Raw genomic sequence first — 25,314 nt, forward strand, 5'->3', positions numbered from 1 at the left:
AGTGCGGACAAGAATACACTGGATACCGGCACGCTGGGGTTCAGCGATATCGAAAACAAGGCGGACTACCAGGTGGAACACCAGAGCGTGGGTATCAGCTCGGGCGGTAGCATCGGCGGGCAGTTCGTGGGGAATATGGCGAACGGCCTGCTGACCGGAGTGAACGGTAGTGGCGGCGCGCGTTCGACCACGCAGTCGGCGGTGAGTGAAGGCACAATTATTATTCGCGACCCGGTGAACCAACAGCAAGATGTGGCAGACCTGAGCCGGGATGTTGAGCACGCCAACCAGACGTTAAGCCCGATATTTGATAAGGAGAAAGAGCAGAACCGGCTAAGGGAAGCGCAACTGATAGGGGAGATTGGGAATCAGGTGAGTGATATCGTGCGCACGCAGGGGCAGATAGAAGCCACCAAAGCGGCGAACGAGCGGATGCAGAGCGTGACGCCGGAGCAGCTGAAATCCGCCGAGGCGGAGTGGCGCAAAACCAATCCGGGCAAGGAACCGACTGCAGACGATATCAGCGGCCAGGTGTACCAGAATTTCTACAATCAGGCGTTTAACGCGTCGGGTTACGGCACCGGCGGCAAGTATCAACAGGTAATCCAGGCGGCGACGGCGGCGGTGCAGGGATTGGCGGGTGGCGATCTGGCGAAAGCCCTGGCGGGCGGCAGTGCGCCGTATCTGGCGGAGGTCATTCATAATATGACCACCGACCCGGCCACGGGCAAAGTGAACACCGAAGCTAACCTGATGGCCCATGCGGTGCTGGGAGCGGTGACCTCGGCCATCAATGGCAACAGTGTGTTAGCGGGAGCAAGCGGTGCAGTGATGGGTGAATATATCGCCCAGCAGATGTACCCTGGTATCAAGCGTGAAGATCTGACGGAAGAGCAGCGGCAGACTATCAGCGCCCTGGGCACACTGGCGGCAGGGTTGGCAGGTGGCGTGGTGGGTGACAGCAGTACTAACGCGGTGGCGGGAGGTCAAGCAGGCAAGAATGCTGTTGAGAATAACTCGCTTGGGAGTGTTTTGGCGGCAGCGAACGCCAACAAGCCGGGAACTATCAGCCAATGGCAGGCAGACAAACAGGCCGAAATAGAAAAAGCCTGTAGTGGTGACACACCGGTATCTTGCCAAACGATGGTCGCTGCAGCAGGAACGTTGCTTACCTGGCCATTGACATCCGGTGCCGCGTTAACTGCCGGAGGAATTGGAGCGGGGGGCAATGTCGGTATTCAATATTTGGTCAATGGCTCTGTTGATCCAAATGATGTTATTCTGGGCTATTGGACTGGTGTAGCAACAGCAGGAGCCGGGTTCTGGGGAACCGTAACAGTCAATAGTATAAGTGGCGCAACATCCAGTTATATCAAGGGCGATGACCCACTTAAAAGCGGTGTAATAAATGGTGCTGCTTCGGGTGTCGGATATGGTGTTGGTAAGTTAATTCAAGGGCCTATGAGCTCTGTTATTAATCCTAACTGGAAAAATTATGAATGGGTTGATATAGGGGGAGGCATATCTAAACCCTTGCCGTTAAATCCATTTCCAAGCATATCTGGTAATATAGGTTCATCAATTGGCTCAGAAGGCTCAAACGTTTTCATCCAAGAGCAGATAAAAAGTAAGCAGGAGGAGAAACAATGAAACTAAAACATCTTCTCTTTCGCTTTTTATCAACAACGATCATCTGGTTTTTTGCCATATTCTTTATGGCGGTGTTTATATTCTTCACTATAAGAGTGATTGCATTTTATTTGATCGGAGGGGAGTTTTTATTCTCTTTTAACGACGTCATAAAATCTCTAAATATTAGCATGCTGTGTAGCCCACTGTGTAGCATTGGAACTTGGATATTGTGCTGGAGTGGAGAGTAATTTCTTTAGCCCGGACAGTATGCCAAAAGAGTTGAGAATAACTACTGCAACGACCAGCGGGCGCGACACTACCCTGACCGGGGCGCAAGTCAGTGGCGATAAAGTGATGATGGATGTGGGGCGCGGCCTGACGTTAACCAGCGAACAGGACAGTGACAATTACGACGCGAAGTAGCAGAACGGCAGCGGCAGCGCGCGTTCGACCACGCAGTCGGCGGTGAGTGAAGGCACGATTATCATTCGCGACCCGGTGAACCAACAGCAAGATGTGGCAGACCTGAGCCGGGATGTTGAACACGCCAACCAGACGTTAAGCCCGATATTTGATAAGGAGAAAGAGCAGAACCGGCTAAGGGAAGCGCAACTGATAGGGGAGATTGGGAATCAAGTCGCCGATATTGCCAAGACGCAGGGGGATATCAACGGGTTGAAGGCGGCGCAGGCTAAATGGGGCCTTCTGAAAGAGAATGCCACCGAGGAAGAGCGTAAAGAGTATATGGCGATGCTGCGCAACTCGGATGAATATAAAGCCGAGATGCAGCAGTACGGCACCGGCAGCGCGCTCCAGCAGGGTATCCAGGCGGCGACGGCGGCGGTGCAGGGGGTGGCGGGTGGCGATTTGGCGAAAGCCCTGGCGGGCGGCAGTGCGCCGTATCTGGCGACTATAATCGCGCAGACGACAGAGGAAGGCACTTCGCGTCTGATGGCCCATGCCGTGGTGAACGCGGTGCTGGCAGCGGCGCAGGGCAACAATGCATTGGCGGGTGCGGCAGGCGCAGTTAGCGGTGAGGTGATGGCGCAGCTGGTGATGGAGCGGCTTTATCCCGGTAAAAACGTCAGTGAACTGAGCGAAAGCGAGAAGCAGACAATCAGCATGTTGGGCACACTGGCGGCAGGGCTGGCAGGAGGGTTGATTGGAGAAAGTAACGCTGATACGTTAACGGCAGCACAGGCCGGGAAGACGACCGTTGAGAATAACGCTTTGGGCGCGGATGCCGGTACGGCATTTGGGTTCTGGTTTGGTAAGACTCCTGATTGTGATACGGATTGTAAAACTGAGATAGCGAAAGAGACCGCCAAAGGTAATGCGGTAGTGTCTGCTGGTATTGCCAATACGGCGGGAGTTGCCTCGTTAAGTGTGCCTGCTGCAGCCATGTGGCTGTTGGGAGCAGGAGCAAATGCTGGCGTTCAGTATGCCGATAATGGGGAAGTGAACCCTGTCAACTCAGCGATTGCGGGTTGGGTGAATGTTATCAGTATGGGTAATGGCTTTTGGGGAACTGTAGGCTGGAATGCGGCCGGTGGCGCACTGACCAACACGATCAATGGGGACGATCCGTTAACCGGGGCAATAACGACAGGTGCTGGTGCAGGTTTGGGTTATGGCGTGGGCAATTATATTGTGAAGCCAGTGGCAAATGCGGCAGGTAAGTGGGCCACAGTCGGCTGGAATCCTAAATTCGATCCCAACCTACTGAAATATACTGAAGTCAAAGGGCAGTTAGGTATCTCTAAAGAAATGTTACCGAGTAAGATCCCTGGGGCAATGGGGAATGCCAGCGGTAGTTTTTCATCTGAGCTTGGAGGTTCTGTCATTCAGAAAGAAATAGATGGAATAGAGGATAAAAAATGAAGAATTTTCTATTCTTAATCATATTAATGACAGTGTGCATATTAGGGTTATTGCTTGTCGGTATGATTTTTTATCTTTTCTTGGAAATTTTTTTATATTTTCATGTAAATACTCCGATATCTTTTGAACATTTTCAATTCAAAAGAATTCTAAGGATGAGTATCTTGGGAGGGGGTATTGTGGGTTTAGGAATTGGTTTATTACGTCTTTTCAAAGTTAAAGGATTTTAACTCATTATAAATGGAAGTTGGTCTGGTCAGTTAAGACCTGTTGTTGAGAATAACTACTTCAACCTGGGTAAAGGATTGCACGATTACAGCCAGTCGGTGTCATCGTTGTATATCAACACCAACCTGACGGATGAAAACGGCAACGTGTTGAATCCTATAACGGAAGAAGAACGGCAGTATGCCGCGCATAAGCTGCTGACGGGGACGATGCCGGAAGGGCAGGATCCGGTAAGAGGGCTGTTAACGGTATGGGGCGCGGGAATGTCGGTGGTAGCCGCACCGGTATTTTTGCTCAGTATGCTGAGTGCAGGAACGATTATTGGCGGCGGTGCAATCATCGCGCAGACGACAGAGGAAGGCATTTCGCGTCTGATGGCCCATGCAGTGGTGAACGCGGTGCTGGCAGCGGCGCAGGGCAACAATGCATTGGCGGGTGCGGCAGGCGCCGTTAGCGGTGAGGTGATGGCGCAGCTGGTGATGGAGCGGCTTTATCCCGGTAAAAACGCCAGCGAACTGAGCGAAAGCGAGAAGCAGACAATCAGCATGTTGGGCACACTGGCGGCAGGGCTGGCAGGAGGGGTGATTGGAGACAGTAACGCTGATACTTTAACGGCAGCACAGGCCGGGAAGACGACCGTTGAGAATAACTATCTTAGCGTGTCTGAAAAGACAGAGCTTGAGATAGCGAAGCAGAAACTCAACAGTAAAGATCCGGCTGAACGCGAAAAAGCGCAGCAGACTATCAATGACCTACGTGAAAAAGATATTGCCAGTGACAAGGAAATTATTGATGCATGCGGTAATGGCAATGCGGAAAGTTCAGCGTGTGCTGGTGCAAGACTGAAAGTCATTGCGTCAAAAGAGGGGTATGAAGATGGCCCTTATAACTCGAAATATAGCCAACAGTACGCTTATGCGTATGGTCAGATAGTCAATCTCCTCGATATCACCAGCGTTGATGCACAGAATCAGCAGCAGGTGAAAGACGCCATGATTAACTATTTCATGGTCACCAAAGGGGTGGATCGTCAGACCGCAGAAAGTTATACCGAAACGAAGCTGGGCCTGGAGTTCATTGCTGCTTCGGTGACACCAATTCTGGGCTCTGCTGCGGCAAAACAATTAAGTAAAATCGTTGATGCTAATCTTAAGGTCGTGGCGAAAGGTAATGTTGATGGAGCTAAGTTCACTGATACTAACCAAGGGGCAAGGCATTCCAACTTAGCAGATGTGAATAAGCCAACACTTATTGATGGACGAATCCAAGCTAAAATAGATAAGCAAAACAAGCCTCTTCCTAATGGCAATATGGCTACAGCTCATGCTGAAGTAGGTGTTATCCAGCAAGCTTTTGAAAAAGGTATGTCTCAAGGGCGTGAGATGACAATGAGTATATCTAAAGAGCCTGTATGTGGTTATTGCCGCGGTGATATAGCAACTATGGCTGATAAAGCGGGGCTAAAATCTTTAACAATTTATGAAGAAGCTACAGGATCAGTCCTCTACTGGCAGCCTGGTATGAAATCTCTCAAGATTAGGGATTAAAATGAATTTTAAAATGAGTTGGACACTGTACGAAACAGGTGGAAATAAACAGATCTCAAATTGGGATATGGTATTAAATCGTTTTAAACAAATTCAGGGGAGAAAAGGAACCCTTACTCTTGATATACTGAACAGCGACGATGATGGTGTTGAAACGCTTCAGGTCAGAACGGAGAATGGTTATTACTTAATAACATTAGGTGAAATTGTCGAAGATGAATACCAAGTAAGAACGTACTGGGATTCATCTAAACCTGATACAGGAATGGTGATTCTTGGAGATTACTGGCCGGAATCTCAGCTTACAAAAGACTGTGAATTTATTGTAAAGATCTTAAAAGAGTTTTTTGATACTGGCAACGTATCAAAGGAACTTCTTAATTGAAATATAAATCCAAGACTTCGGTGTCCGCAGTGATGCTGTAGTTTGTTGGAATGATGCTGGAGTGACAGATACGAGTCACTCTAGGGCGGTAGCGTATTCAGGCCAAAAATGCGCGTTCGGGAAAAATGTTGAAAGCGCCGAAAATCCTTAACAAAAATGGATTGTAACCTGCTGGCTGCATTGGGAAATCATCCATAAATTCTCAATAACTGTGTCGGAACGAGTTGTTGTGGAGAATAATGTGCTGAGTGACATTATTGAGAACAAAGTCTCTGGTGTGTCTCAGGAAGAGAAATACCAGAACGCCCAGAAACAACTCATTGCCGCTGTTGAGGAGTTCAAGGCTAAGAACTGTGCTGGAATGAGTGCAGAAGCGTGTTCGGCGAAGATAAGTGAACATCGTGATGAGTTGCTGAAAGGTGCTGCCGGTTTTGGTTTAGACTTTGTTCCTGTTGTTGGTGATATTAAGGGCTTTGCGGAAGCGCAAAGTGCGCTGGATTATCTGGTTGCGGCTGTAGGGCTGATACCGGGAGTCGGTGATGCGGCGGGCAAGGCGATTAAAGCGGCAGAAGCGGCGCTGAAGAAAGGAGATGTTGCTGAAGCATCCCAATTACTTAACAAAGCCAGTGATGAAGTATCAGCTTATAACTGAGCTACCTATCCGAAGCTGAAAGAGGAGTTGAGGCAGCAAAATCTTAATAACATCGCGAAGCAAGAGCCACGGTTGGAAGCAGTGGTCAAGGGTGATAATGGTAATAATGGTAAGTTGAATTATGGGCCAGACCAACGAGTGATGGTTCAGGGTTAGTAAGTGCTGATGGAACCAGGATTTATCGTTCCCCAAAAGAAAAGACAAATACACCAGGTTCATTAAATCCGACGGGAACTCAAGCTAACTTTGAAAGTTATACAAAAAATATTGAAACAGGGAAAATGGATAAAGTTGGTAACGGTCACTTGAATATTTTAGATAGAAAATAAATGAAAGCATCTCTAAGAAGTATTGGCTGTGATTGGTTTGATTTATCAACTTATCAACCTGAGCAGGATGATTGTTTTCAATTTTTAGCTCATTTATGTATTGGGCCTGTAGGGGAAGAAGGAATAAATCATTTTGATGTTTACGTCTGCACCCCCGAATGGCTCTGTAAGCACCATTGGGTGCCAGAGTTAATGCGCCATACCTTACTGGTTCGCAAGTATGATCTTGAAGAGATCACGAAAACCATCACGGATTATATTGAGCAGTGTGAAGGTAGTGACTGGATGGAGGTAGCGCAAAAACTCTCCCGCGTCTTTGCCTGGGAATATGAAGACTACCAACCGTAAACACAAATCCAAAACGCACTGCTATGATGCGCTTAGTGGATGGGATAATCTGTTAAAAGGGTTGATGGACTATGGTCAGTCAGCGTCATCATTAGCTGTGTCGATGTCGCAGGATGAAAAGTCCCCACAAGAGATTACAGCCGCATTGTCTAAGCATGCGAAAGGTAATCTTCCGGAAGGACAGGATCCTGCCAGAGGTTTACTGATTGCATGGGTAGGATCAACGCTTCGCCTTCTAATCTAAGAGAAAAGGATGACGAACGGCAAAGACATGTTTCAATATTAAAATACTATTGAAGTGACTATTAGTGAAATCAATATGTTTGGGATGGCATTGCAGAGTGAAATTTAATAAAACAAGGAGTAAGTAATGAACTGGACTCATGTGTTACTGGCAGGTTACGTAGGGGCGGTAATTGCAACTGTAGTTAGTCTGATACGTAAAAAAAACTGGATTGGGAGAGGCGGGGCTATAGCCTTAACTTTAGTAGCGATTGCTATATGGAATATAGTTGATATTCATTACTTACGAAAGTCCACAGTGCAAGTAAGTACACAAAAACTAGATGCTGCGCTGCAGGGTTTCCCAACTTATAAAGTAATTGAAGAACAAGAACCGCAAATTTTTTCACATATTCGAAATCAAATATTGAAGATGACTAAAGATGGAAAAAGCGAACAGCAGATCATAGATGTGATCCAGCCTCAAGTAATCGCTCTACAGCGTCAGAGGTTACAGTTTGCACCGGATGATTTGGTAGTTGCTGTGATGAAATCAAACATGGAACAGACTGCTGCTATACAATCGGTAAGCGATGAAGATTGTTTCCGTTTTCTTTTTCCAGAAGTTAAGGGAGGGATCAATTCCGCAAGAATTTTACCACACGAAATAATAATGAAGCGTACCAACACTGATGTTGCGATGATGCGTTCAGCATATGGAGAAAATAAACATACTGTCACGGATGAAGAGCGGTTGAATGCGCAAAATGACCTAAGGTTAGTAATACAGAAAATGATGCTAAAGTATGGTCAGGATCTCATCATAATAGGCGAACCACTCAAGGGTATCGGAAAGGAAAAAATTGCCTGTGAACTAGTTCAAGAACTATGGAGTAACGTTTTTCAGTTGCCTGAGAATAGATCATCTGGTGTTATTAGAATGGTAATGGAATAATAATATTTTATTGATTTTTACATATGATGTTTAATTTACTTACTGGTAAGTATGAATTAATTGTTATAAATTAAATTTAACTATTTTTTAAATAAAACCCGAGTGTCCCGCTCTTTCTTGCGGGATTTTTATTGGTGCCAAAGAATATAAACACTTCCCACTTTTCTTTAGTGGCTGTTGCAATTATCTCTATTTAAATAATTTCTATCTATCTCATATTTTACTTGCTGAATTTTTTTCTTCATCAATTGAATGCTCGTATAATTGAAATTCATTATGTTTACTTATTAATTCAGCTAGTTGAGATGAATGGCTTGTAAGTCAGATTTGTGAATATTGACTGGCTTCTGATATTAAATTTGCTAACGCAGGTAGCATCTGAGGATGAAGGCCATTCTCTGGCTCATTGAGTACAATTAATGAAAGCGGGCGTATGGCTCAACAGAGCCACGGCCAGGCATAAAAGTCTGATATTGCCATTAGACATCTCGTTTATATGTATTGGTTGAGATAATATTTTACGATTCAGTATGATGTTAAATCACACATTGTGCATTATTTTTGGTGGTGGAAATATGTCATACCTTGAGGTGAGAAGGAAAGTATAATAGCTGCTTTGATTTATTGGTGTTATTAATTAACTTATATTGTTATCTTTAGCATTTTCGAAAAAAAGAGTAAAAATAAATTTTGCCAAATAGTTTACTCGTTGTATCTGCACATCGAAGCCGGGTTGTGCCCGCCTATGCATAACCTACCCCCTTTGTATACATACCTGCATGCTTGGCATTGTTTTTATCTACGTTATGGCAAAGCTTTCTCTAATCCCGCCACACGGCACCAATGATTTACAACCCTTGCCGCTGGCAGTATCCTGTTTAGAACTTAATAAAGTTTTAAGTGAAAATTTACAGATTTATCAAAGACTCGGGGTGCCTTTGTGCAATGCGCATTGGCTGAGATTTTACCCGTATTACCTGAACTGGATAATGCCAGCGTAGGGAAGTCTCGGTGCCCCAACCGGTGCCCGCCTTCTTGAACGCCGGTTGGGAGGATTATGAACGCTCGACCAGATACCTTACCCGGCGCACGCGCCGCGGCCTGTTTCCACCAATTCAAACAACACCCACCGCTGGTGCATTGCCTGACCAATGATGTCGTGCAGTCGTTAACGGCCAATGTACTGTTGGCGTTGGGCGCTTCGCCGGCGATGGTGGTAGAGCCCAGCGAAGCGGCGGCGTTCAGCGGCATTGCCAGCGCGCTGCTGGTGAATATTGGCACGCTAACCGAAGCCAGTGCGGCAGCCATGCTGGCCGCCGTTAAGGCGGCGAACCAGGCGGGTACCCCCTGGGCGCTGGATCCGGTGGCGGTGGGTGGGTTGCGCTATCGCACCGAGTTTGCCCGGCAATTATTAACGCTAAAGCCGGCGGCAATTCGCGGTAACGCATCGGAAATTATGGCGCTGAGCGGCCAGCGGGGCGGTGGGCGCGGGGTGGACAGCACCGACGATTCACTGGCGGCACTGCCCGCTGCGCAGGCGCTGGCGAGTACCAGCGGCGCCGTGGTGGCGGTAACCGGTGAAATTGATTATGTCACGGATGGCGTGCGCAGTTGGGCGGTAACCGGCGGCGATGCGCTGATGACGCGGGTCGTGGGCACCGGTTGTTCACTGTCTGCGGTGGCGGCGGCGTTTTGTAGCCTGCCGGGGGCGCGCCTTGATAACGTCGCGACGGCCTGCCGGGTTATGGCGCTGTGTGGTCAGCGGGCCTGCGCGAAAGCGGCGGGGCCAGGCAGTTTTACGCCAGCCTTCCTCGATGCGTTGTACCAACTGCGCGCGGAGGATCTGCAATGAAACGGGTTAATGCCTTGACGATTGCAGGCACCGATCCCAGCGGCGGCGCCGGTATCCAGGCAGATTTGAAAACCTTCTCGGCGCTTGGCGCATACGGCACCAGCGTGATCACCGCGTTGGTGGCGCAGAATACGCGCGGCGTGCAGTCGGTGTATAACATCGCGCCGGAGTTTGTGGCGGCGCAGATGGATTCCGTGCTGAGCGATGTGCGTATAGACAGCGCTAAAATAGGCATGTTGGCCAATGCCGAGATCGTGCAGGCAGTGGCGGAACGTTTGCGCCGCTATCAGCCGCCTTTTATCGTGCTGGATACGGTGATGCTGGCTAAAAGCGGCGATCCTTTATTGGCGCCGGAGGCGGTGGCGGCCATCCGGCAGGTTCTTTTGCCGCAGGTGGCGATAATTACCCCGAACTTGCCGGAGGCCGCCGCTTTGCTGGGCTGTGCCCCGGCGGAAAACGAACGGCAAATGCGCGAGCAGGGCAGAGCGCTTTTGGCCCTGGGGTGCAACGCGGTGTTGATCAAGGGCGGGCATTTGAGCGAGCAGGAAAGCCCGGATTGGTTGTTTAGCGCCGAGGGGGAGCTGCGTTTCACTGCGCCGCGTGTTGCCACGCGCCACACTCACGGCACGGGCTGCACGCTGTCTGCGGCGCTGGCGGCATTGCGACCACGCCATGCTAATTGGGCGGAGGCGGTGGCGGCAGCCAAGGGTTATCTGCAAAAGGCATTGGAACAGGCGGATACGCTGGAGGTCGGGCACGGCATTGGCCCGGTGCATCATTTCCATGCCTGGTGGTGATTGAGGATTCCATTCTGGTTTCCGCCAGTGGAAGGGGGCAGGGGTTTTCCCCCTCGCCCCGGCCCTCTCCCAGAGGGAGAGGGGGCAGAGTTGGCCTGGGGCGTTTTTCCCCTCACCCCGGCCCTCTCCCAAGGGAGAGGGGATAGAGTTGGCCTGGGGCGTTTTTCCCCTCACCCCGGCTTTCTCCCAAAGGGAGAGGGAGTATTTTCGGCGTTGGGCAGAGGGCGGTTAGCCAATTCCGGCCTGATGCAGATCGTGCAGGTTGATGGCGCCAACCAGCACGCCATCCAGATCAACCACCGGCGCGGCGCTGATATGTTGCTGATGCAGCGCTTCCAGCGCCTCGCCCGCACGCCACTGTTCCGGCAGGCGGTAGCCGGGGCGGGTGATTGCCGGGGCCAGGCTGTCGTTAAGCGAGTTGCCTTTGACCAGCCAGCGGCGCAGGTCGCCGTCGGTAAATACCCCCACGACCTTTTGCTGTGCGTCGCACACCGCCACCAACCCAAGCCCGGTGCGGCTTAGCTCCAACATGGCGGCCATTACGTCGGCATCTTCATTGACCTTGGGCAGGCGATCGCCGGTGCGCATCAGGTGATGCACGCGGTTAAGCAGGCGGGCGCCCAGGCTGCCGCCGGGATGTGAACGGGCGAAATCCTCGGCGTTGAAACCGCGCTGGCGCATCAGCGCCATGGCTAACGCGTCGCCGATCATCAGCGTGTTGACGGCGCTGGAGGTGGGGGCCAGGCCCATAGGGCAGGCTTCGCGCTCCACGCTGATATCCAGCAGGCAGGCGGCGGCTTGCGCCAGCGGCGATTCTTTACCGCCGGTAATGGCGAGCACCGGGATCTGGCTTTCCGCCAGCAGCGGCAGGATCAAATCGAGTTCTTTGGCGCGCCCGGAATAAGAGATAAAAATCACCACGTCTTGTTTGCCGATCATGCCCAGATCGCCGTGCAGCGCTTCCGCCGGGTGGACGAAAAAGGCCGGCGTGCCGGTGCTGGCGAGTGAAGCGGCTATTTTCTTGCCGATATGGCCAGACTTACCGATGCCGGAAATCACCGCTTTGCCGCGGCAGTGCAGCAGCAGCTCACAGGCACGCACAAAGTTGCCGTCCAGCCGGGCCAACAGGCGCTGCGCTTCCGCCAGTTCGATCTCCAGGGTTTCGCGAGCAAAATCAAGTAACGCATCGGCTTTATGCATTGCGGCCTCCAACCAGAATGGTCTTGATCCCTCTTTCCTGCAGGGCGGTGAGGTAATCCGGGGGAATGTCATTATCGGTGATTAAGGTATCAACCATGCCCAATTCGCACACCACGTTTGGGCTTTTGCGGCCGAATTTGGAGGAGTCCACCAGCAGGATGATGCGGCCGGCGGCTTCGCACATGGCCTTGCTGACGTTGTGTACTTCGTTGAAGGTGGTTACGCCGGCGTTAAGGTCTACCCCATCGGCGCCGATAAACAGTTTATCGAAGCTGAACTGATGAAAGGCGGATTCCGCCAGGCTGCCGTGGAACGATGCCGATTTTTTGCGGTAGGTGCCGCCCGGCATCAGGATGGTTTGATCGTTATCCAGTTCCACCAGCGCGTTAACGATGTGCAGGCTGTTGGTCATTACTGTGATGTTGTTGAACTGCGCCAGGTGCGGCACCATTTGCAGCACCGTGCTGCCGGCATCGAAAATCAGCGAATCGCCGTCGTTGATCAGTTTGGCGGCGGCATGGGCAATCTGGCGTTTTTTTTCGGTATTGATGTGGGTTTTGCGATCGATGGGCTGATCGCCGTCATCACGGCTGAGCACCACGCCGCCGTAAGTACGGATAACCGCGCCTTCCTCCTCCAGCAGGGTGAGATCCTTACGGATAGTGGTGCCGGTGGTGGAGAAATGTTCGGCTAAAACGTCTACCGCCGTTTTGCCATGCCGCTGTAGATACTCGAGGATAGCGGCTTGCCGCTGCTTTGGTTTCATAGCGATTCCTGTTCACAAGAGTTAAACATTCCCTCCAGCGAAGTATTCACTATGAAAGGTAATGTCTTTTAATGTGAAAATATCATGTTTTCGGTGCGATCGCTAACGTTAGTGCTATTTGGCATTGCCGATCCTTAGGGAAGATCACATCCGGGCGTAAATCCCGCTGATGTAAACCATGCAAGCGGGGAAGGGGCTTGGGTTGGGCGAAGATGGTCAAGCCGCGCATAATCATGCTGCCGCACACCCGTTGCTGGGCGTCAAACGCCAGCGCCAGCACCACGCGCGGGCGCATCCGGCCGCCGCTGCGCCCAACGCCGACGGTGCCAAGCCGGCAAAGCCGTTCGAATGCACGGTTGAAACGTTGCAACTGCCACCAGCCGAGGGCGATTTGCATCAGCCAGGCGATAATAGCGAAGGTAATCAAGGCGCTGCTCATGGTTGCTCCTGAATGTGTGCCCCGGCCAATCGCGGCCGGGGCGTTAGGGTTAAAACATCACTTGGCCGCCGGTGATGTTGATTGACTGGCCGGTGCAGTACGCGGCTTTATCGCTGGCGTAGAACAGCAATGTGTTCAACACGTCCTGGTAATCACAACCGCGTTTCAACGGCACTTTATCGATATAGTACTGTTCAACCTCTTCCGGTTTGATGCCGAGCTTTTGCGCATACTGTGGCAACAATGACTGGAACATTGGCGATTTCAGCAGGTTGCCTAGCATCAACGAATGAACGGTAATGCCGTATTCCGCCAGATCGAGCGCCAGCGACTGGGTCAACCCCACGCCGCCGAATTTGGCGGCGCTGTAGCCGGAGTTGTGCTTGCTGCCGACCTTGCCGGATTTGGAATTGATCTGAATAATGCGGCCCGCCACGCCGTCGCGGATCATCAAGCGCGAGAACTCGCGGGCGCAGAGGAAATACCCCACCAGGTTAACCTGCAGCGAGCGATCGAAATCCCCCAGCAGGAAATCGGTGATCGGCGCTGCCTTGGCGATGCCGGCGCTGTACACCAACAGATTCGCCCCGCCAAAGGCGTTATCCACCGCCTGGGCCAGCGCGATGACGCTGGCTTCGTCGGTGGCGTCGGCCTGGAACCCCACGGCGCTGCCTGCGCCGTACTCTTCATTGATTTGCTGTGCCACCTGATGGGCGTTGTCGGCATTCAGATCGGCCACCGCCACGCGATAACCGGCCTGTGCCAGGCCTTGGCAAAGGAACGCGCCTAACGTTTGGCCACCGCCAATCACTACAGCTACTTCAGACATGGTCTACTCCTTATGCGATAAATTTCAGCGTACTGCCTAACGGTATATCTGCCGGCGTGGGGCCGGATACGTGGATTGAGCCGGGGAACTCCGCTAACGCTTCACCGTCGAAACGCACCGTAACGTGGCCCAGTTCGCGCAGGTTTTGGGTGGCGACGCTACCGACCGCGGTGATTGGGTAGCGCCGCTCGGCCAGCTCCATCACACCGCCCACTTGCAGCTCGCCGGTGGTATTGCCGTGCTGATGGATAAAGCAAAACGCTTCGATATCGGCGGGGGCGCCTTCCCGGAAAGTGATCAACATATCGTCCTGCAATGCATCACGCGCGCAGCCGCCGATGTGTGTGATAGTGGTTTGGAAAATGGTGTTCATAGCACGCTCTCTGCAGAGTGAAGGTTACTGATAAATAAAGGCCGAAGCCGCCCAGGCAATCAACACGGTGGGGGCGCCGGTCAGGAAACGGCCCACCAGAACGGAAGGCACCCCAACGCGCACCGTGTCTTGTTTGGCTTCCGCCAGCGACAGCCCCACCGGGATGAAATCGCACGAGGCCTGGGCGTTAATGGCAAACAACGCCGGCAACGCCAGCTGCGGCGGGATATGGCCAAGGCCGATCTGCACGCCGACCAGCACGCCAATCACCTGAGCGATCACGGCGCCTGGGCCAAGGAACGGAGAAAGCAGCGGGAAGGAGCAGATCAGCGCCAGCGTCACCAGCCCGATGGGGCTGTTGGCCAGCGGCGTCAGACCGTGCGCGATGAAATCGCCCAGGCCAGAGGCCATGATGATGCCGATCAGCGCAGAGACGAACGCCATAAACGGCAGTATGGTTTTCAATACGGTGTCGATGGTGTCGCGCCCGGCCTGAAAGAACACCGCCACCACCGAGCCCATCCCCATCCCCACTTTGGCCAGCAGGCCGTCGCTCTGTTCGGTGATTTTCTTGCTGGTGTCGTAATCGCGGGCCTTGGGGGCGTCTGCTACCGGCGCCGCAACGGCCGCCGCTTCGCCTTCCTGGCGTTCGATACGGCGGATGTTGTTTTCGCGCACCCCGGAAACGTAGATGTCTTCAAGAATATATTGCGCCAGCGGGCCGGATTGGCCGGTCGCGTGGATATTGATCGTTGGGATACGGCGCTTTGGGTACAGGCCGCAGCGCAGGGTGCCGCCGCAGTCGATGACGGCCAGGGCGATCTCCTCCGCCGGCGGTTCACCTTCTTTGAAGCCGTCTACCGCCGGCCAACCGGTGAGATCGCTTAACAGATCGATGATCGCAGGGCGGGTACCGGCGGTGATATAGACGATTTTTTTGCCCGGTGCTATCGGCAGCTCCAGTGGGCCGCCCCAGCCGCTTTCACCTTTCTCGATACGGATATAAGCACTCATGATGCACTCCACGGATTAAAGTTGAACCTGGCGATCCAGGCGGATGCCCATCTTGCGTTCGAACAGGCTGGTGGTGAGATCGGTGATCCAGCCGCGGAAGAAGTTGGTGAACAGACCGACCAGGAAGTAGCTCACCGCCAGCGGGCCAAGCGGCAGCCCCAGGGTGGTCAGGCCGCTGGCAATGCCGAGGTAAACGAACAGTTCGCCGGGGTTGATGTGTGGGAACAAGCCGTTCATTGAGTGGCAGTTGTAGGAAGCCGCGGCGTAGTAGCTGGGTTTGTATTTTTCCGGCATGAAGCGGCCAAGGCTTAGGGTCATTGGGTTGCAGAAAACGAAGGTACCGATCAGCGGCAGCAGCAGATAGCGCGAGAATGGGTTACCCGCGCAGCGCTGCGCCAAGCGTTCGATACGATCCTGGCCGACAAATTTGATCAGGGCATTCATGATGACCAGCAGGCTGATCAACAGAGGTAGGATGCCGGTCACCATGCCGACAAACACTTCACCGCCTTTCTGAAACAGGCCGATAAACCATTCGGCGCCGTGGGTTATTAGCTCAATCATTTTTTTCTCCTGTAATGGACGGTATGGCCCGGAGCGGACAGCGGCTCTGTCGCCATGGCCCTTACAGTAATCATTTTGCTTATCCATTTATTTTAAATAGATCACAATATGAAAGATAAATATTTTATTTTGAAAGTTTAAAGTGAAAGAAAAATAAGGTTAAGAATGGGATGTTAAGCGGTTGGTGGCATTGGTAACAAAAGGGGCTGGCTTGAGCGTGGCGGCGGGGATAGGAACAGGGGAAACGGCAGGCTGGCCGTGCTTTCTCATCCCCTGGAAACAACAAGGCCCAGCAATGCTGCTGGGCCAAATGTAGCCGACAAATTGCGGGATATCAGGCGATGGTAACGCTTTGATCCAGATAAGTATCCTGCACCGCATTAATCAACGCCACGCCGTCTTTCATGGATTTTTTGAACGCCTTGCGCCCCAGGATCAAGCCCATGCCGCCGGCACGTTTGTTAATCACAGCGGTGCGTACGGATTCATGCAGATCATTATCCCCGGCAGCGCCGCCGGAGTTGATCAGCCCGGCACGGCCCATATAGCAGTTTGCCAGTTGGTAACGCACCAGATCGATAGGGTGATCGGTGGTGAGTTTGTCGTAGACGCGATCGTCGGTATAACCGAATTTAATGGCGCGATAGCCGCCGTTGTTTTCCGCCATTTTCTGCTTAACGATATCGGCGCCAATGGTGGCGGCAAGGTGGTTGGCCTGGCCGGTCAGATCGGCGCTGGAGTGGTAATCCACCCCGTCTTTTTTGAACGCCGGGTTGCGCAGATAGGCCCACAGCACGGTGACCATGCCCAGCTCATGCGCGCGTTCAAACGCCGCGGAAATTTCTTCGATCTGGCGGCGCGACTGCTCGGAACCAAAATAGATGGTGGCGCCGACGGCGACGGCACCCAGGTTGAACGCCTGCTCAACGCTGGCGTACAGCGTTTGATCGTATTGGGTTGGGTAGCTTAGGGTTTCGTTGTGGTTCAGTTTGACCAGGAACGGAATTTTGTGCGCATAACGGCGCGAGACGGCCGCCAGCACCCCGTAAGTAGAGGCAACACAGTTACAGCCCGCTTCAATCGCCAGTTCAACGATATTTTTGGGATCAAAATACAGCGGGTTGGCGGCAAAGGACGCCCCGGCGGAGTGTTCCACGCCCTGATCGACCGGCAGGATGGAAAGATAACCGGTGCCGGCCAGGCGGCCGTGGTTGTAGAGGGTTTGCATCGAGCGCAGCACGCTGTTCGGGCGGTTGTTATCGATCATTACCCGATCAACGAAGTCGGTGCCAGGCAGGTAGAGATTTTCTGCAGGGATGGTGGTACAGCGGTGTTGTAACAGGTCTTCCGCTTCCTTACCTAATAACTGTGCAATATCAGTCATGATTAACTCCCGATTTGGCTTTTTCCTTACCGCCGCCACAGGTCATTGCGCTTGTCGTCTTGGGCCGGGTGGCCATCATATATGCTGTATATCCACCCCAAGAGGACAGGTGTAAAGGTTACGGCGTTATGAAAAAGCAGTGGTTGAAGCCGCTAAAACAAGATTAATGAAATCCCGATAACCAGGAGAAACAATAGATGCGATCGTCGGGAAATGCCATTTTGCAAAGCGAAATTATCATGACGAGTGTCCAGTTATCTGGACATGGGTGACCAGCCCGCCCTAAAAGGAAGGGGGCGGGGGTTATTCGCTTTCAAACCACGCGTCGTTCTGTTGGCTGATCGGCGTGATGGAGTAAATCATTTCTTGCAGGTGGGCATGGATAGCGCGTTCGGCGGCGTCGGGATCGTGGGCTTTCAGCGCATCGAAAATTCGGTGGTGCTGCAGGATCAGGCTTTCCGGCGGTGATACTTCGCTCAGGCTGAGAAAGCGCACGCGGTCCATAGTCGCCTTGATGGTTTCAATGGTTTCCCATGCCAAGGGGCAATTGGCAATCTGAGTCAGCGATTGATGAAATGTGTCATCCAGCGCCAGGAATTCGCGGATCTGGTGATTCTGCGCCGCCAATGTCTGGCGGTGTAGGTTATGCTCCAACTGCATTAATTGCTGTGGCGTAATGCTGGTGGCGGCGCGGCGCACGATGGCGCACTCCACCGCCTGGCGGATAAAACGCCCGTCGGCCACGCGTTTGGCCGATATCTTCATCACAAAGGTGCCGCGCTGCGGCAAAATCTGCACCAGCCCGGCTTCCGCCAGTTTGATGAAGGCTTCCCGTACCGGTTGGCGTGAAACGTTAAAGCGCGTGGAAATTTCTTTTTCGGAAAGCAGTGTACCGGGTGGAATGGTGCACTCGACGATATCCTTGCGCAAAAACTGGTAGATCTGCTGGTTGACCGGCACATTATTGGTCAGGTTGTAAGATTCAGGCATGGCAACGCGTAATGTCCAGGGCTTTTCGAATGCAACCATACTAGCAGATTCTCTTTGCCGTGCGGGCGGTTTCATCCGCCCGCGGGTTAGATAGTGCACTGTTAATAGTGCCAATCCTGGTATTCCTGTCCCCGCCGCAGCGGCGCCGTTTCCGGCATCCGGCTCAGCCCAATCGCGGATACCACGCCTAGCACTATCATATAACCTGCCAGGCCGTAATAATGGCCGCCGGTCATCTGCAGGATTTTCACCGCAATCAGGCCGAGCACCCCGCTGCCAATCAGTGAGCCGATTTGCCAGATGAGCGCGATGCCGCTGCAGCGAATGCGTGTTGGAAAGAGCTCAGGAAAATAGGAAGCCTGTGGGGCATAGCACAAGCTATGGCCCAGCGTCAGCACCACGATCATCGCGATCTGGGTGATGAAATAGTTGTCCAGGTTGATGGCCATAAAAAATGGCACAATGCAGACCACTTGCAATAGAGCACCGGCGATATAGATTGGCCTGCGCCCCAGTTTGTCGGAAAGATGCCCCATCAGCGGAATAGCGAAAATCTCCAGCACCACGGCGACGATCATCGCCTCCAACAGGATGCTTTCACTGAGTTGATTGGCCTTGCCATAGGCCAGGACGATCACGGTGAACATGGCGAAGGCGCAGGCTTCAATCAATTTGGCGCAAACGCCTTTGGCGATCAGGCCGGGAAAGCTGCGGATCACTTCTACCACGGGGCGCGTTTCCACGGCTTTGGTGGCGCGGATTTGGGCAAAAACCGGTGATTCATCAATCCGCAGGCGGATAAATAGCCCGACGATCACCAGCAGCAGGCTGAGCAGGAAGGGGATGCGCCAGCCCCAGTCGAGCATCTGCTCTCGCGATAGCAGGGCGGTAAGCAGAGCAAACAGGCCGGAAGGCAGCAGGAAGCCGGCGGGCGCGCCGATTTGCACCCAACTGGAGAAAAAGCCGCGCCGCGCAGGGGGCGAGTATTCGGCGGTCATCAGGACGGCGCCGGCCTGCTCGCCGCCCACGCCGAACCCTTGCAAGATACGGATAAAAATCAGCGCAATCGGTGCCAGGATGCCGATTTTTTCATAGGTTGGCAGCAGCCCGATACAAAATGTGCCCAGGCCGACGATCAGGATGGTAATGACCAATGCTTTTTTACGCCCGACTTTATCGCCGATATGCCCGAAGACAATCCCACCTAGCGGGCGGGCCAGGAAACCGACCGCGTAGGTGGCAAAGGCGGCCAGGGTACTGATTAAGGGATCGGCATTGGGGAAAAACAATTGCCCAAAAAACAATACGGCAGCGGTGCCGTAGGCGAAAAAATCATAATATTCAGCCGCCGTGCCGATAGCGGAAGCGCCTGCAACGCGCCGTAGTAGTGCCGTATCTCCTTTAGCTGCAAACGCCGCCGAGTGTGTCGTGACCTGAGGCATAATATTTCTCCCGTATTTCGCTTGCCCGCCGTATTCACGGCGGGCGCAGGGCTGCCTGGCGAAGGTTATTGCGTTGCCAGTTTGGCGACCGTGTTTTTGGCCCCGAGCGCCAACAACTGCTGATAAGCCGCCGTTACGTTGTTAACAAAGGTGGGGTTTTCCGGCAGATCGCGGCCGAATACGCTTTCCATCTGCAACAGCGCCTGCACGCGTGCCGGCCCATCCTCGCTGCCCGCCACCCGGTTGGCTATCTCATCACGCAGCGGATCGCTGATTTCAATCGGCTGCCCTTGCTCGTCTTTACCGCTGGCGTAACGCATCCAGCCGGCCACGCCCAACGCCAGGCAGTCAAAGCGGCTGCCGTTGGCCAGGTGCCAGCGAATGGAATCCAGCATGCGCTGCGGCAGTTTTTGCGTACCGTCCATGGCGATTTGCCAGGTGCGGTGTTTGAGCGCCGTGTTGCGGTAGCGCGCTAATAACGAATCGGCATAGTGCACCAGATCCACCCCTTCAGTGCGCAGGGTTGGAGCCTGCTCTTCCAGCATCAGCCGGCGGGCGGCGGCGGCAAAGTTATCGTCCTGCATGCAGTCGTTGATGTGCGGGTAACCGGCCAGATAGCCCAGATAGGCCAGGAAGGAGTGGCTGCCGTTGAGCATCCGCAGTTTCATTTCTTCATACGGCAGCACATCGGGCACCAATTCCGCGCCCACTTTCTCCCATGCCGGGCGGCCTTGGGGGAAATTATCTTCAATGACCCACTGGCGGAACGGTTCGCAGGCCACGCCGGCCGGATCGGCCACGCCGCCCAGCAGCGTTTCCAGGTGCTGCAGGGTTTCCGGCGTAACGGCCGGGACGATGCGATCGACCATCGTTGAAGGGAAGCTGACGTTTTCCCGCACCCAATCGGCCAGTTCACTATCCTGCTGCTGCGCCAACTGAGTGATGACGTTGCGGGTAACGTGGCCGTTTTCCGGCATGTTGTCGCAGGACATTACGGTAAACGCCGGCAGGCCGCGGCTGCGGCGCAGGCGCAGCGCAGCCAAAATCAGGCCCGGCGCCGTCTGTGGCTGCGCCGGATTGGCGATATCATGTTGGATCGCCGGATGATCGGTGATGAGCTGCCCGGTTGCGGGCCGGTAGCAATAGCCTTTTTCGGTAATGGTCAGCGAGACAATGGCGACTTCTGGCTGCGCCATGGCCGCCAATACCGCTTCCAGGCCGTCAACCTTGAGGTGCAACGCCTGCCTGACCACGCCGACGACGCGGGCGCGCCAGCCGTCGCTGTCCATTTCCGCCACCGAATACAACAGATCCTGTTGCTTGATATCGGTAATCTGTTGCTCACCGCCGATCAGGTTAACTTCGCAATATCCCCAGTCGCTGCCATGATCGCTGGCCAGCAGATCGGCATATACCCCTTGGTGGGCGCGGTGGAATGCGCCAAAACCGAGGTGAACAATCCGCGGCTTTAATTGGTTGCGATCGTAATGTGGAACAATGGCGTTGGCTGATAACAGGTTATTTTTCATTTTCTCCCACTCGTTTTGCTGGCCGTGCTGCCGCAGAAAACAATCTGCGGCAGCACGTGGTTTGATGATGTCATTCACGCATTGCTGGGGTGAGGTAATGGCGCTGCGCGTATCAGTAGCTTTTTTGTACCCCGTGTTTTACGGCCGCTTCGGGTTTGATCTCCGCGGCGTCTTCGAGGATGCTCAGATCACGATCCCGAACTTCCGGCATCAATAGTGCAGACATCAGGCCAATCAGCGAGTAGCCAATGACCATGGCCATGATGGGCCACCACGAATCGGTGAGCGTACAGAAAATGCTGGCCAGCACCGGCCCAAAGCCGACGGCGATTAATCCGCCCGCCTCTTTGGAAATGGCCATGCGGGTAAAGCGGTTACGTGAGCCGAAGATCTCCGCCATGGTGATGTTTTCCAGTGCGAATAGCCCCAGCACGGCGACGTTATGGATAATGATGATGGAAGCCATGATCACGTTTACGCTGTTGCTCTTATCAACAATCATCGACAGCATCGGGTAGGCCAAAATAATGGCGGAGATATTGACGATGATATAAGGCACGCGGCGGCCGATTTTATCGGATATCCAACCCAGCAGCGGGATGGTGATGAAGCCAATGGCGGAGCTGATCATCAGCGCATCTGTGGGGATGGCTTTCTCAAACAGCAGGGTTTGCACCAAATAGCCGGCCAGGAAAGTTTGGATCAGCCCTGAGTTCCCCGCCTGGCCGAAACGCAGCCCGGTCGCCAGCCAGAATGATTTGCTGCTGAACATGGCGCCAAGCGAGTGGGTCTTATCGGCAATAGCCTGGGTGGCGATGCTGTCTACCGTATCTTCTTTAACCTTTTCAAATACTGGGCTTTCTTTCAGGTTCATTCGCAGCCAGATGGCGAAGATCATCACCACCACGCTGGCCAGGAACGGCACGCGCCAGCCCCAGGCCAACAGCTCTTCTTTGCTGAGGAAGAAGAACATGATGGCCCAAATCGCCGTAGCCGACAGGGTGCCGCAGTTAGTGCCCATGGCCACCAGCGAGGAAATAATCCCGCGTTTGCCCTTCGGCGCATATTCGGCCAGCATGGTACCGGCGCCGGAAATTTCCGCGCCGGCTCCTAGCCCCTGGATAATACGCAGCAAGACCAGCAGCAGCGGGGCGAAAATACCAATTTGTGCGTAGGTTGGCAGCACGCCGATTAGCGTTGTGCAGATCCCCATCATGGTGATGGTAATAAACAAGACTTTTTTGCGGCCGATCGTATCCCCCATCCGGCCAAAGAAGAAGGCACCGACGATACGGGCAATATAGCCCGCGCCGTAAGTCCCCATCGCCAGAATTAATGCCATGGCGGCGGATTGTTCTGGGAAAAATATTTCATGAAAAACTAATGCTGCCCCGAGTGAATAGAGCTGGAAATCCATAAACTCCAGCGCTGTGCCCAGCCAGCCTGAAACGGCCGCCTTAACCAAATCCTTGGTGCTTCTTTCTGGCTGAGCATGATTTTTTGTATTGGTATTCATATTTCTGTTCTCTGCAATTTATAGTTGTAGATACAGCAAATGAGGTACAGCGTGCGGTGGCTAGAATTCCAATAAAACCTTACAGCATTGCCGTTGGTCTTTTTCGAAAATCTCTATCGCTTCAAGTACCTGCGTATAATTAAACTGATGAGTAATCAGTTTTTCAGGATGGATCTTGTGCTCCGTCATCCAACTAATAACCTGCGGAAAACGGTTGCTGTTTAAACGCGAGCTGTGGATCGCGATTTCCTTGCTGGTGATTGCCTGTTGGCTCAACACGCAAGGATCGGAAGAAAAGCCCATGATGCCGATGCGCGCCGCCGGTGAAGCCAAGGCAATGGCTTCCGGCAAGATGGCCGGGTGGCAGGCGGCGTCGACGATCAGCGTAGGGTGGAGCCCCTGGTTGTGCAGCTCTGTTGCCAGATCGAGATGGGTATTGTTGAACACCCGATCGGCGCCGTTTTCCTGCGCCATCGCCAGGCGTTCCGGGATACGATCGACCACGATCACCTGTTTGACGCCGTAAACCCCTTTCAGCGCTTGCACCACCGTCAAGCCCATCGGGCCTGCGCCGTAGATCAGGGCGATGTCCTGCTCTGTGGGCTGCAAATGCGCGGTGATGTTGGCCGCAATGGTAAACGGCTCGACCATAGCGGCGTGGCGATCGCTGATGCTGTCCGGGATGTGGTGGGCGTTGCGCGCCGGGGCGCAGGCATAATGGCTGAACCCGCCGTCGCGGTGCACGCCGATCACCTGAAGCTGGGTGCAGACGTTGGGGCGGCCTACGGAGCAAGGGTAGCAGTGGCCGCAGTTAACCACGGGATCGACCGATACGCGCTCGCCGATGCGCTTGGGATCGACATCTCTGCCTACCGCATCGATCACGCCGAAAAATTCATGGCCAATCACCCGCGGGTATTTGGCGAACGGGTTGTGGCCGTGGTAGATGTGCACATCCGAACCGCAGATGCCGGCGAATTTTATCTTTACCCGCACTTCATTGGCGGTGGGTTGCGGCAGCGGGCGCTGCTGTATCGTCAGCAGGCCCGGTTGTTCGATAACGACGCTTTGCATGTTGGTGTCTCCCATTACCAGTTCCATAAGGTGCCGTCTTCCAGGCGAGCGACAGGCAGGTAAGCCGGCTCGTACGGATATTTCGCCGCCAGCTTCTCGTCAAACTCGATGCCCAGGCCCGGTTTGTCGCCGGGGTGCATATAGCCGTCATCAAAGGTCCAGTTGTGCGGGAACACTTCCAGCATCTGTTCGGAGTAGCCCATGTATTCCTGCACGCCAAAGTTCGGTACCCACAAATCGAAGTGCAAGGCGGCGGCCATACAGACCGGCGACAGATCCGACGGGCCGTGCGAACCGGTGCGCACCTGATACAGCGAGGCAAAGTCGGCGATGCGGCGCATGCCGGTAATACCGCCTGCGTGGGTGATGGTGGTGCGGATGTAATCGATCAGTTGTTCTTCAATCAGCTGTTTGCAGTCCCAGATGCTGTTGAAGACTTCGCCGACGGCGATCGGGGTGACGGTGTGCTGGCGGATCAGGCGGAAACAGGCCTGGTTTTCCGCCGGCGTTGGGTCTTCCATCCAGAACAGGCGGTATTGTTCGATGCTCTTGCCGAAACGCGCCGCTTCAATCGGGGTGAGGCGGTGGTGCATGTCGTGCAGCAGATGTTCGTTAAAGCCAAACTTTTCCCGCACGGCGTCAAACAGTTTGGGGGTGAAATCCAGGTATTTTTCCGTTGACCACAACTGTTCTTCCGGCCAGTTGCCCTTGGTGGCGGGCTCATAGGCCTGGCCTTTGCCTTTGGCCATACCGTAGGTGGTTTTCATTCCGGGCACGCCGCACTGCACGCGGATCGCCTTAAAGCCGATTTCTTGATGGCGCGCATAATCTTCCAGCACTTCGCTGATGGAATGGCCGGTGGTGTGGCAGTACACCATAACGCCGGTGCGCGAAGCGCCGCCCAGCAGTTGGTACAGTGGCATATTGGCCGCTTTGGCTTTGATATCCCACAGCGCCATATCGATGGCGGAAATGGCGGACATGGTCACCGGCCCGCGGCGCCAGTAGGCCCCTTTGTAAAAGAATTGCCAGATATCTTCTATCTGGTGTGCATCGCGGCCGATGAGCTGCGGGCAAAGGTGATCTTTCAGGTAAGAAGCCACCGGCAGTTCGCGCCCATTGAGTGTGGCATCGCCCAGGCCGGTAATACCGCTATCGGTGGTGATTTTCAGCGTGACGAAGTTTCTTCCCGGGCAGGTAACAAACACTTCGGCCTTAACAATTTTCATAGCATCTACATCCCGTACTGATTGATAAGAGGTCGATGGCTAAAAAATACGCCCTGGATTAACTACCATACAAGTATGATTTAATGGATTTGCAGGAGTGGATCACAGAATAGGGTGAGCTTTTGCAGCTGGTTTTG

At 53.6% G+C, this 25,314-nt stretch carries 23 protein-coding genes, 2 pseudogenes and 1 riboswitch; of the genes and pseudogenes, 10 read left to right on the forward strand and 15 right to left on the reverse strand.

The window, feature by feature from the left end; translation table 11 throughout:
• From AC559G_RS01930 to AC559G_RS01965, 8 genes and pseudogenes are all read left to right on the forward strand, one after another.
• The coding region (locus tag AC559G_RS01930; RefSeq protein WP_498910902.1) for a VENN motif pre-toxin domain-containing protein at positions 1-1,650 on the forward strand (1,650 nt) is incomplete at its 5' end.
• A 249-nt stretch (positions 1,651-1,899) separates the two neighbouring features.
• Positions 1,900-2,055: a hemagglutinin repeat-containing protein gene (locus tag AC559G_RS01935; protein ID WP_498910904.1), complete on the forward strand. Its 156-nt coding sequence runs from the start codon at positions 1,900-1,902 to the stop codon at positions 2,053-2,055.
• A gap of 9 nt (positions 2,056-2,064) precedes the next feature.
• A pseudogene (locus AC559G_RS01940) lies at positions 2,065-3,513 on the forward strand (VENN motif pre-toxin domain-containing protein); the annotation flags it as partial.
• A 536-nt stretch (positions 3,514-4,049) separates the two neighbouring features.
• A pseudogene (locus AC559G_RS01945) lies at positions 4,050-5,288 on the forward strand (cytidine deaminase-like fold-containing protein); the annotation flags it as partial.
• Positions 5,289-5,301: 13 nt separating this feature from the next.
• Positions 5,302-5,673 (forward strand): DUF6911 family protein, encoded by a 372-nt coding sequence (locus AC559G_RS01950; RefSeq protein WP_498910906.1) that lies wholly within the window; start codon positions 5,302-5,304, stop codon positions 5,671-5,673.
• Positions 5,674-5,914: 241 nt separating this feature from the next.
• The gene (locus AC559G_RS01955; protein WP_498910907.1) at positions 5,915-6,325 is read left to right on the forward strand and encodes a hypothetical protein; all 411 of its coding nucleotides are present in this window, start codon (positions 5,915-5,917) and stop codon (positions 6,323-6,325) included.
• A gap of 329 nt (positions 6,326-6,654) precedes the next feature.
• Positions 6,655-7,002: an immunity 8 family protein gene (locus AC559G_RS01960; protein ID WP_498910909.1), complete on the forward strand. Its 348-nt coding sequence runs from the start codon at positions 6,655-6,657 to the stop codon at positions 7,000-7,002.
• Positions 7,003-7,372: 370 nt separating this feature from the next.
• A complete protein-coding gene (locus AC559G_RS01965) occupies positions 7,373-8,179 on the forward strand; it encodes a topoisomerase II (RefSeq protein WP_498910911.1) in 807 nt (268 codons plus the stop codon).
• Positions 8,180-8,500: 321 nt separating this feature from the next.
• On the opposite strand, the gene AC559G_RS01970 is transcribed toward AC559G_RS01965, so the two are convergent.
• Positions 8,501-8,614, reverse strand: a complete 114-nt coding sequence (locus AC559G_RS01970) for an AAA family ATPase (protein WP_498911265.1) — start codon at positions 8,612-8,614, stop codon at positions 8,501-8,503.
• Between the two features lie 483 nt (positions 8,615-9,097).
• A riboswitch (TPP riboswitch) is annotated at positions 9,098-9,200 on the forward strand.
• Positions 9,201-9,236: 36 nt separating this feature from the next.
• Here AC559G_RS01970 and thiM point away from each other — a divergent pair.
• Both thiM and thiD read left to right on the forward strand, forming a co-directional pair.
• Positions 9,237-10,031 (forward strand): hydroxyethylthiazole kinase, encoded by a 795-nt coding sequence (thiM, locus tag AC559G_RS01975; RefSeq protein WP_498910913.1) that lies wholly within the window; start codon positions 9,237-9,239, stop codon positions 10,029-10,031.
• A complete protein-coding gene (thiD, locus tag AC559G_RS01980; RefSeq protein WP_498910915.1) occupies positions 10,028-10,828 on the forward strand; it encodes a hydroxymethylpyrimidine/phosphomethylpyrimidine kinase in 801 nt (266 codons plus the stop codon). Before thiM ends, thiD begins: the two co-directional genes overlap by 4 nt.
• A gap of 228 nt (positions 10,829-11,056) precedes the next feature.
• Here thiD and gutQ read toward each other — a convergent pair whose 3' ends face one another.
• The 14 genes from gutQ to rspA all read right to left on the reverse strand — a co-directional run bounded on the left by gutQ (position 11,057) and on the right by rspA (position 25,177).
• Positions 11,057-12,028: a KpsF/GutQ family sugar isomerase gene (gutQ, locus tag AC559G_RS01985; protein WP_498910917.1), complete on the reverse strand. Its 972-nt coding sequence runs from the start codon at positions 12,026-12,028 to the stop codon at positions 11,057-11,059.
• The gene (srlR, locus tag AC559G_RS01990) at positions 12,021-12,794 is read right to left on the reverse strand and encodes a glucitol operon DNA-binding transcriptional repressor SrlR (protein WP_346082244.1); all 774 of its coding nucleotides are present in this window, start codon (positions 12,792-12,794) and stop codon (positions 12,021-12,023) included. The genes gutQ and srlR overlap by 8 nt, the downstream gene beginning before the upstream one ends.
• A gap of 82 nt (positions 12,795-12,876) precedes the next feature.
• Positions 12,877-13,233 (reverse strand): transcriptional regulator GutM, encoded by a 357-nt coding sequence (gene gutM / locus AC559G_RS01995; protein WP_438597991.1) that lies wholly within the window; start codon positions 13,231-13,233, stop codon positions 12,877-12,879.
• 49 nt (positions 13,234-13,282) lie between these two features.
• The gene (gene srlD, locus AC559G_RS02000) at positions 13,283-14,062 is read right to left on the reverse strand and encodes a sorbitol 6-phosphate dehydrogenase (protein ID WP_498910920.1); all 780 of its coding nucleotides are present in this window, start codon (positions 14,060-14,062) and stop codon (positions 13,283-13,285) included.
• A gap of 10 nt (positions 14,063-14,072) precedes the next feature.
• Positions 14,073-14,435 carry a PTS glucitol/sorbitol transporter subunit IIA gene (gene srlB / locus AC559G_RS02005; RefSeq protein ID WP_095847725.1) on the reverse strand — a complete coding sequence of 121 codons (363 nt, stop codon included), beginning with the start codon at positions 14,433-14,435 and terminating at the stop codon, positions 14,073-14,075.
• Between the two features lie 24 nt (positions 14,436-14,459).
• A complete protein-coding gene (gene srlE / locus AC559G_RS02010) occupies positions 14,460-15,449 on the reverse strand; it encodes a PTS glucitol/sorbitol transporter subunit IIB (protein WP_498910923.1) in 990 nt (329 codons plus the stop codon).
• A gap of 15 nt (positions 15,450-15,464) precedes the next feature.
• Entirely contained in the window at positions 15,465-16,013 is a 549-nt protein-coding gene (srlA, locus tag AC559G_RS02015; RefSeq protein ID WP_095847727.1) for a PTS glucitol/sorbitol transporter subunit IIC, read from the reverse strand.
• A gap of 334 nt (positions 16,014-16,347) precedes the next feature.
• A complete protein-coding gene (gene fbaB / locus AC559G_RS02020; protein ID WP_498910926.1) occupies positions 16,348-17,397 on the reverse strand; it encodes a class I fructose-bisphosphate aldolase in 1,050 nt (349 codons plus the stop codon).
• 303 nt (positions 17,398-17,700) lie between these two features.
• Entirely contained in the window at positions 17,701-18,387 is a 687-nt protein-coding gene (locus AC559G_RS02025; RefSeq protein WP_121555712.1) for a GntR family transcriptional regulator, read from the reverse strand.
• Between the two features lie 101 nt (positions 18,388-18,488).
• Entirely contained in the window at positions 18,489-19,829 is a 1,341-nt protein-coding gene (locus AC559G_RS02030; protein WP_121555702.1) for an MFS transporter, read from the reverse strand.
• 65 nt (positions 19,830-19,894) lie between these two features.
• Complete coding sequence (locus AC559G_RS02035; RefSeq protein WP_498910928.1) at positions 19,895-21,358, reverse strand: mannitol dehydrogenase family protein; 1,464 nt, start codon at positions 21,356-21,358, stop codon at positions 19,895-19,897.
• Positions 21,359-21,470: 112 nt separating this feature from the next.
• Complete coding sequence (locus AC559G_RS02040; RefSeq protein ID WP_462614132.1) at positions 21,471-22,874, reverse strand: MFS transporter; 1,404 nt, start codon at positions 22,872-22,874, stop codon at positions 21,471-21,473.
• A 60-nt stretch (positions 22,875-22,934) separates the two neighbouring features.
• Positions 22,935-23,948, reverse strand: coding sequence for a Zn-dependent oxidoreductase (locus AC559G_RS02045; protein ID WP_498911267.1), 1,014 nt, complete (start codon positions 23,946-23,948; stop codon positions 22,935-22,937).
• 14 nt (positions 23,949-23,962) lie between these two features.
• Complete coding sequence (rspA, locus tag AC559G_RS02050; protein WP_121555700.1) at positions 23,963-25,177, reverse strand: starvation-sensing protein RspA; 1,215 nt, start codon at positions 25,175-25,177, stop codon at positions 23,963-23,965.
• Between the last annotated feature and the right edge of the window lie 137 nt (positions 25,178-25,314).

Source organism: Gibbsiella greigii (genome assembly GCF_039540155.1).
GTDB classification, from domain to species: Bacteria; Pseudomonadota; Gammaproteobacteria; order Enterobacterales; family Enterobacteriaceae; genus Gibbsiella; species Gibbsiella quercinecans.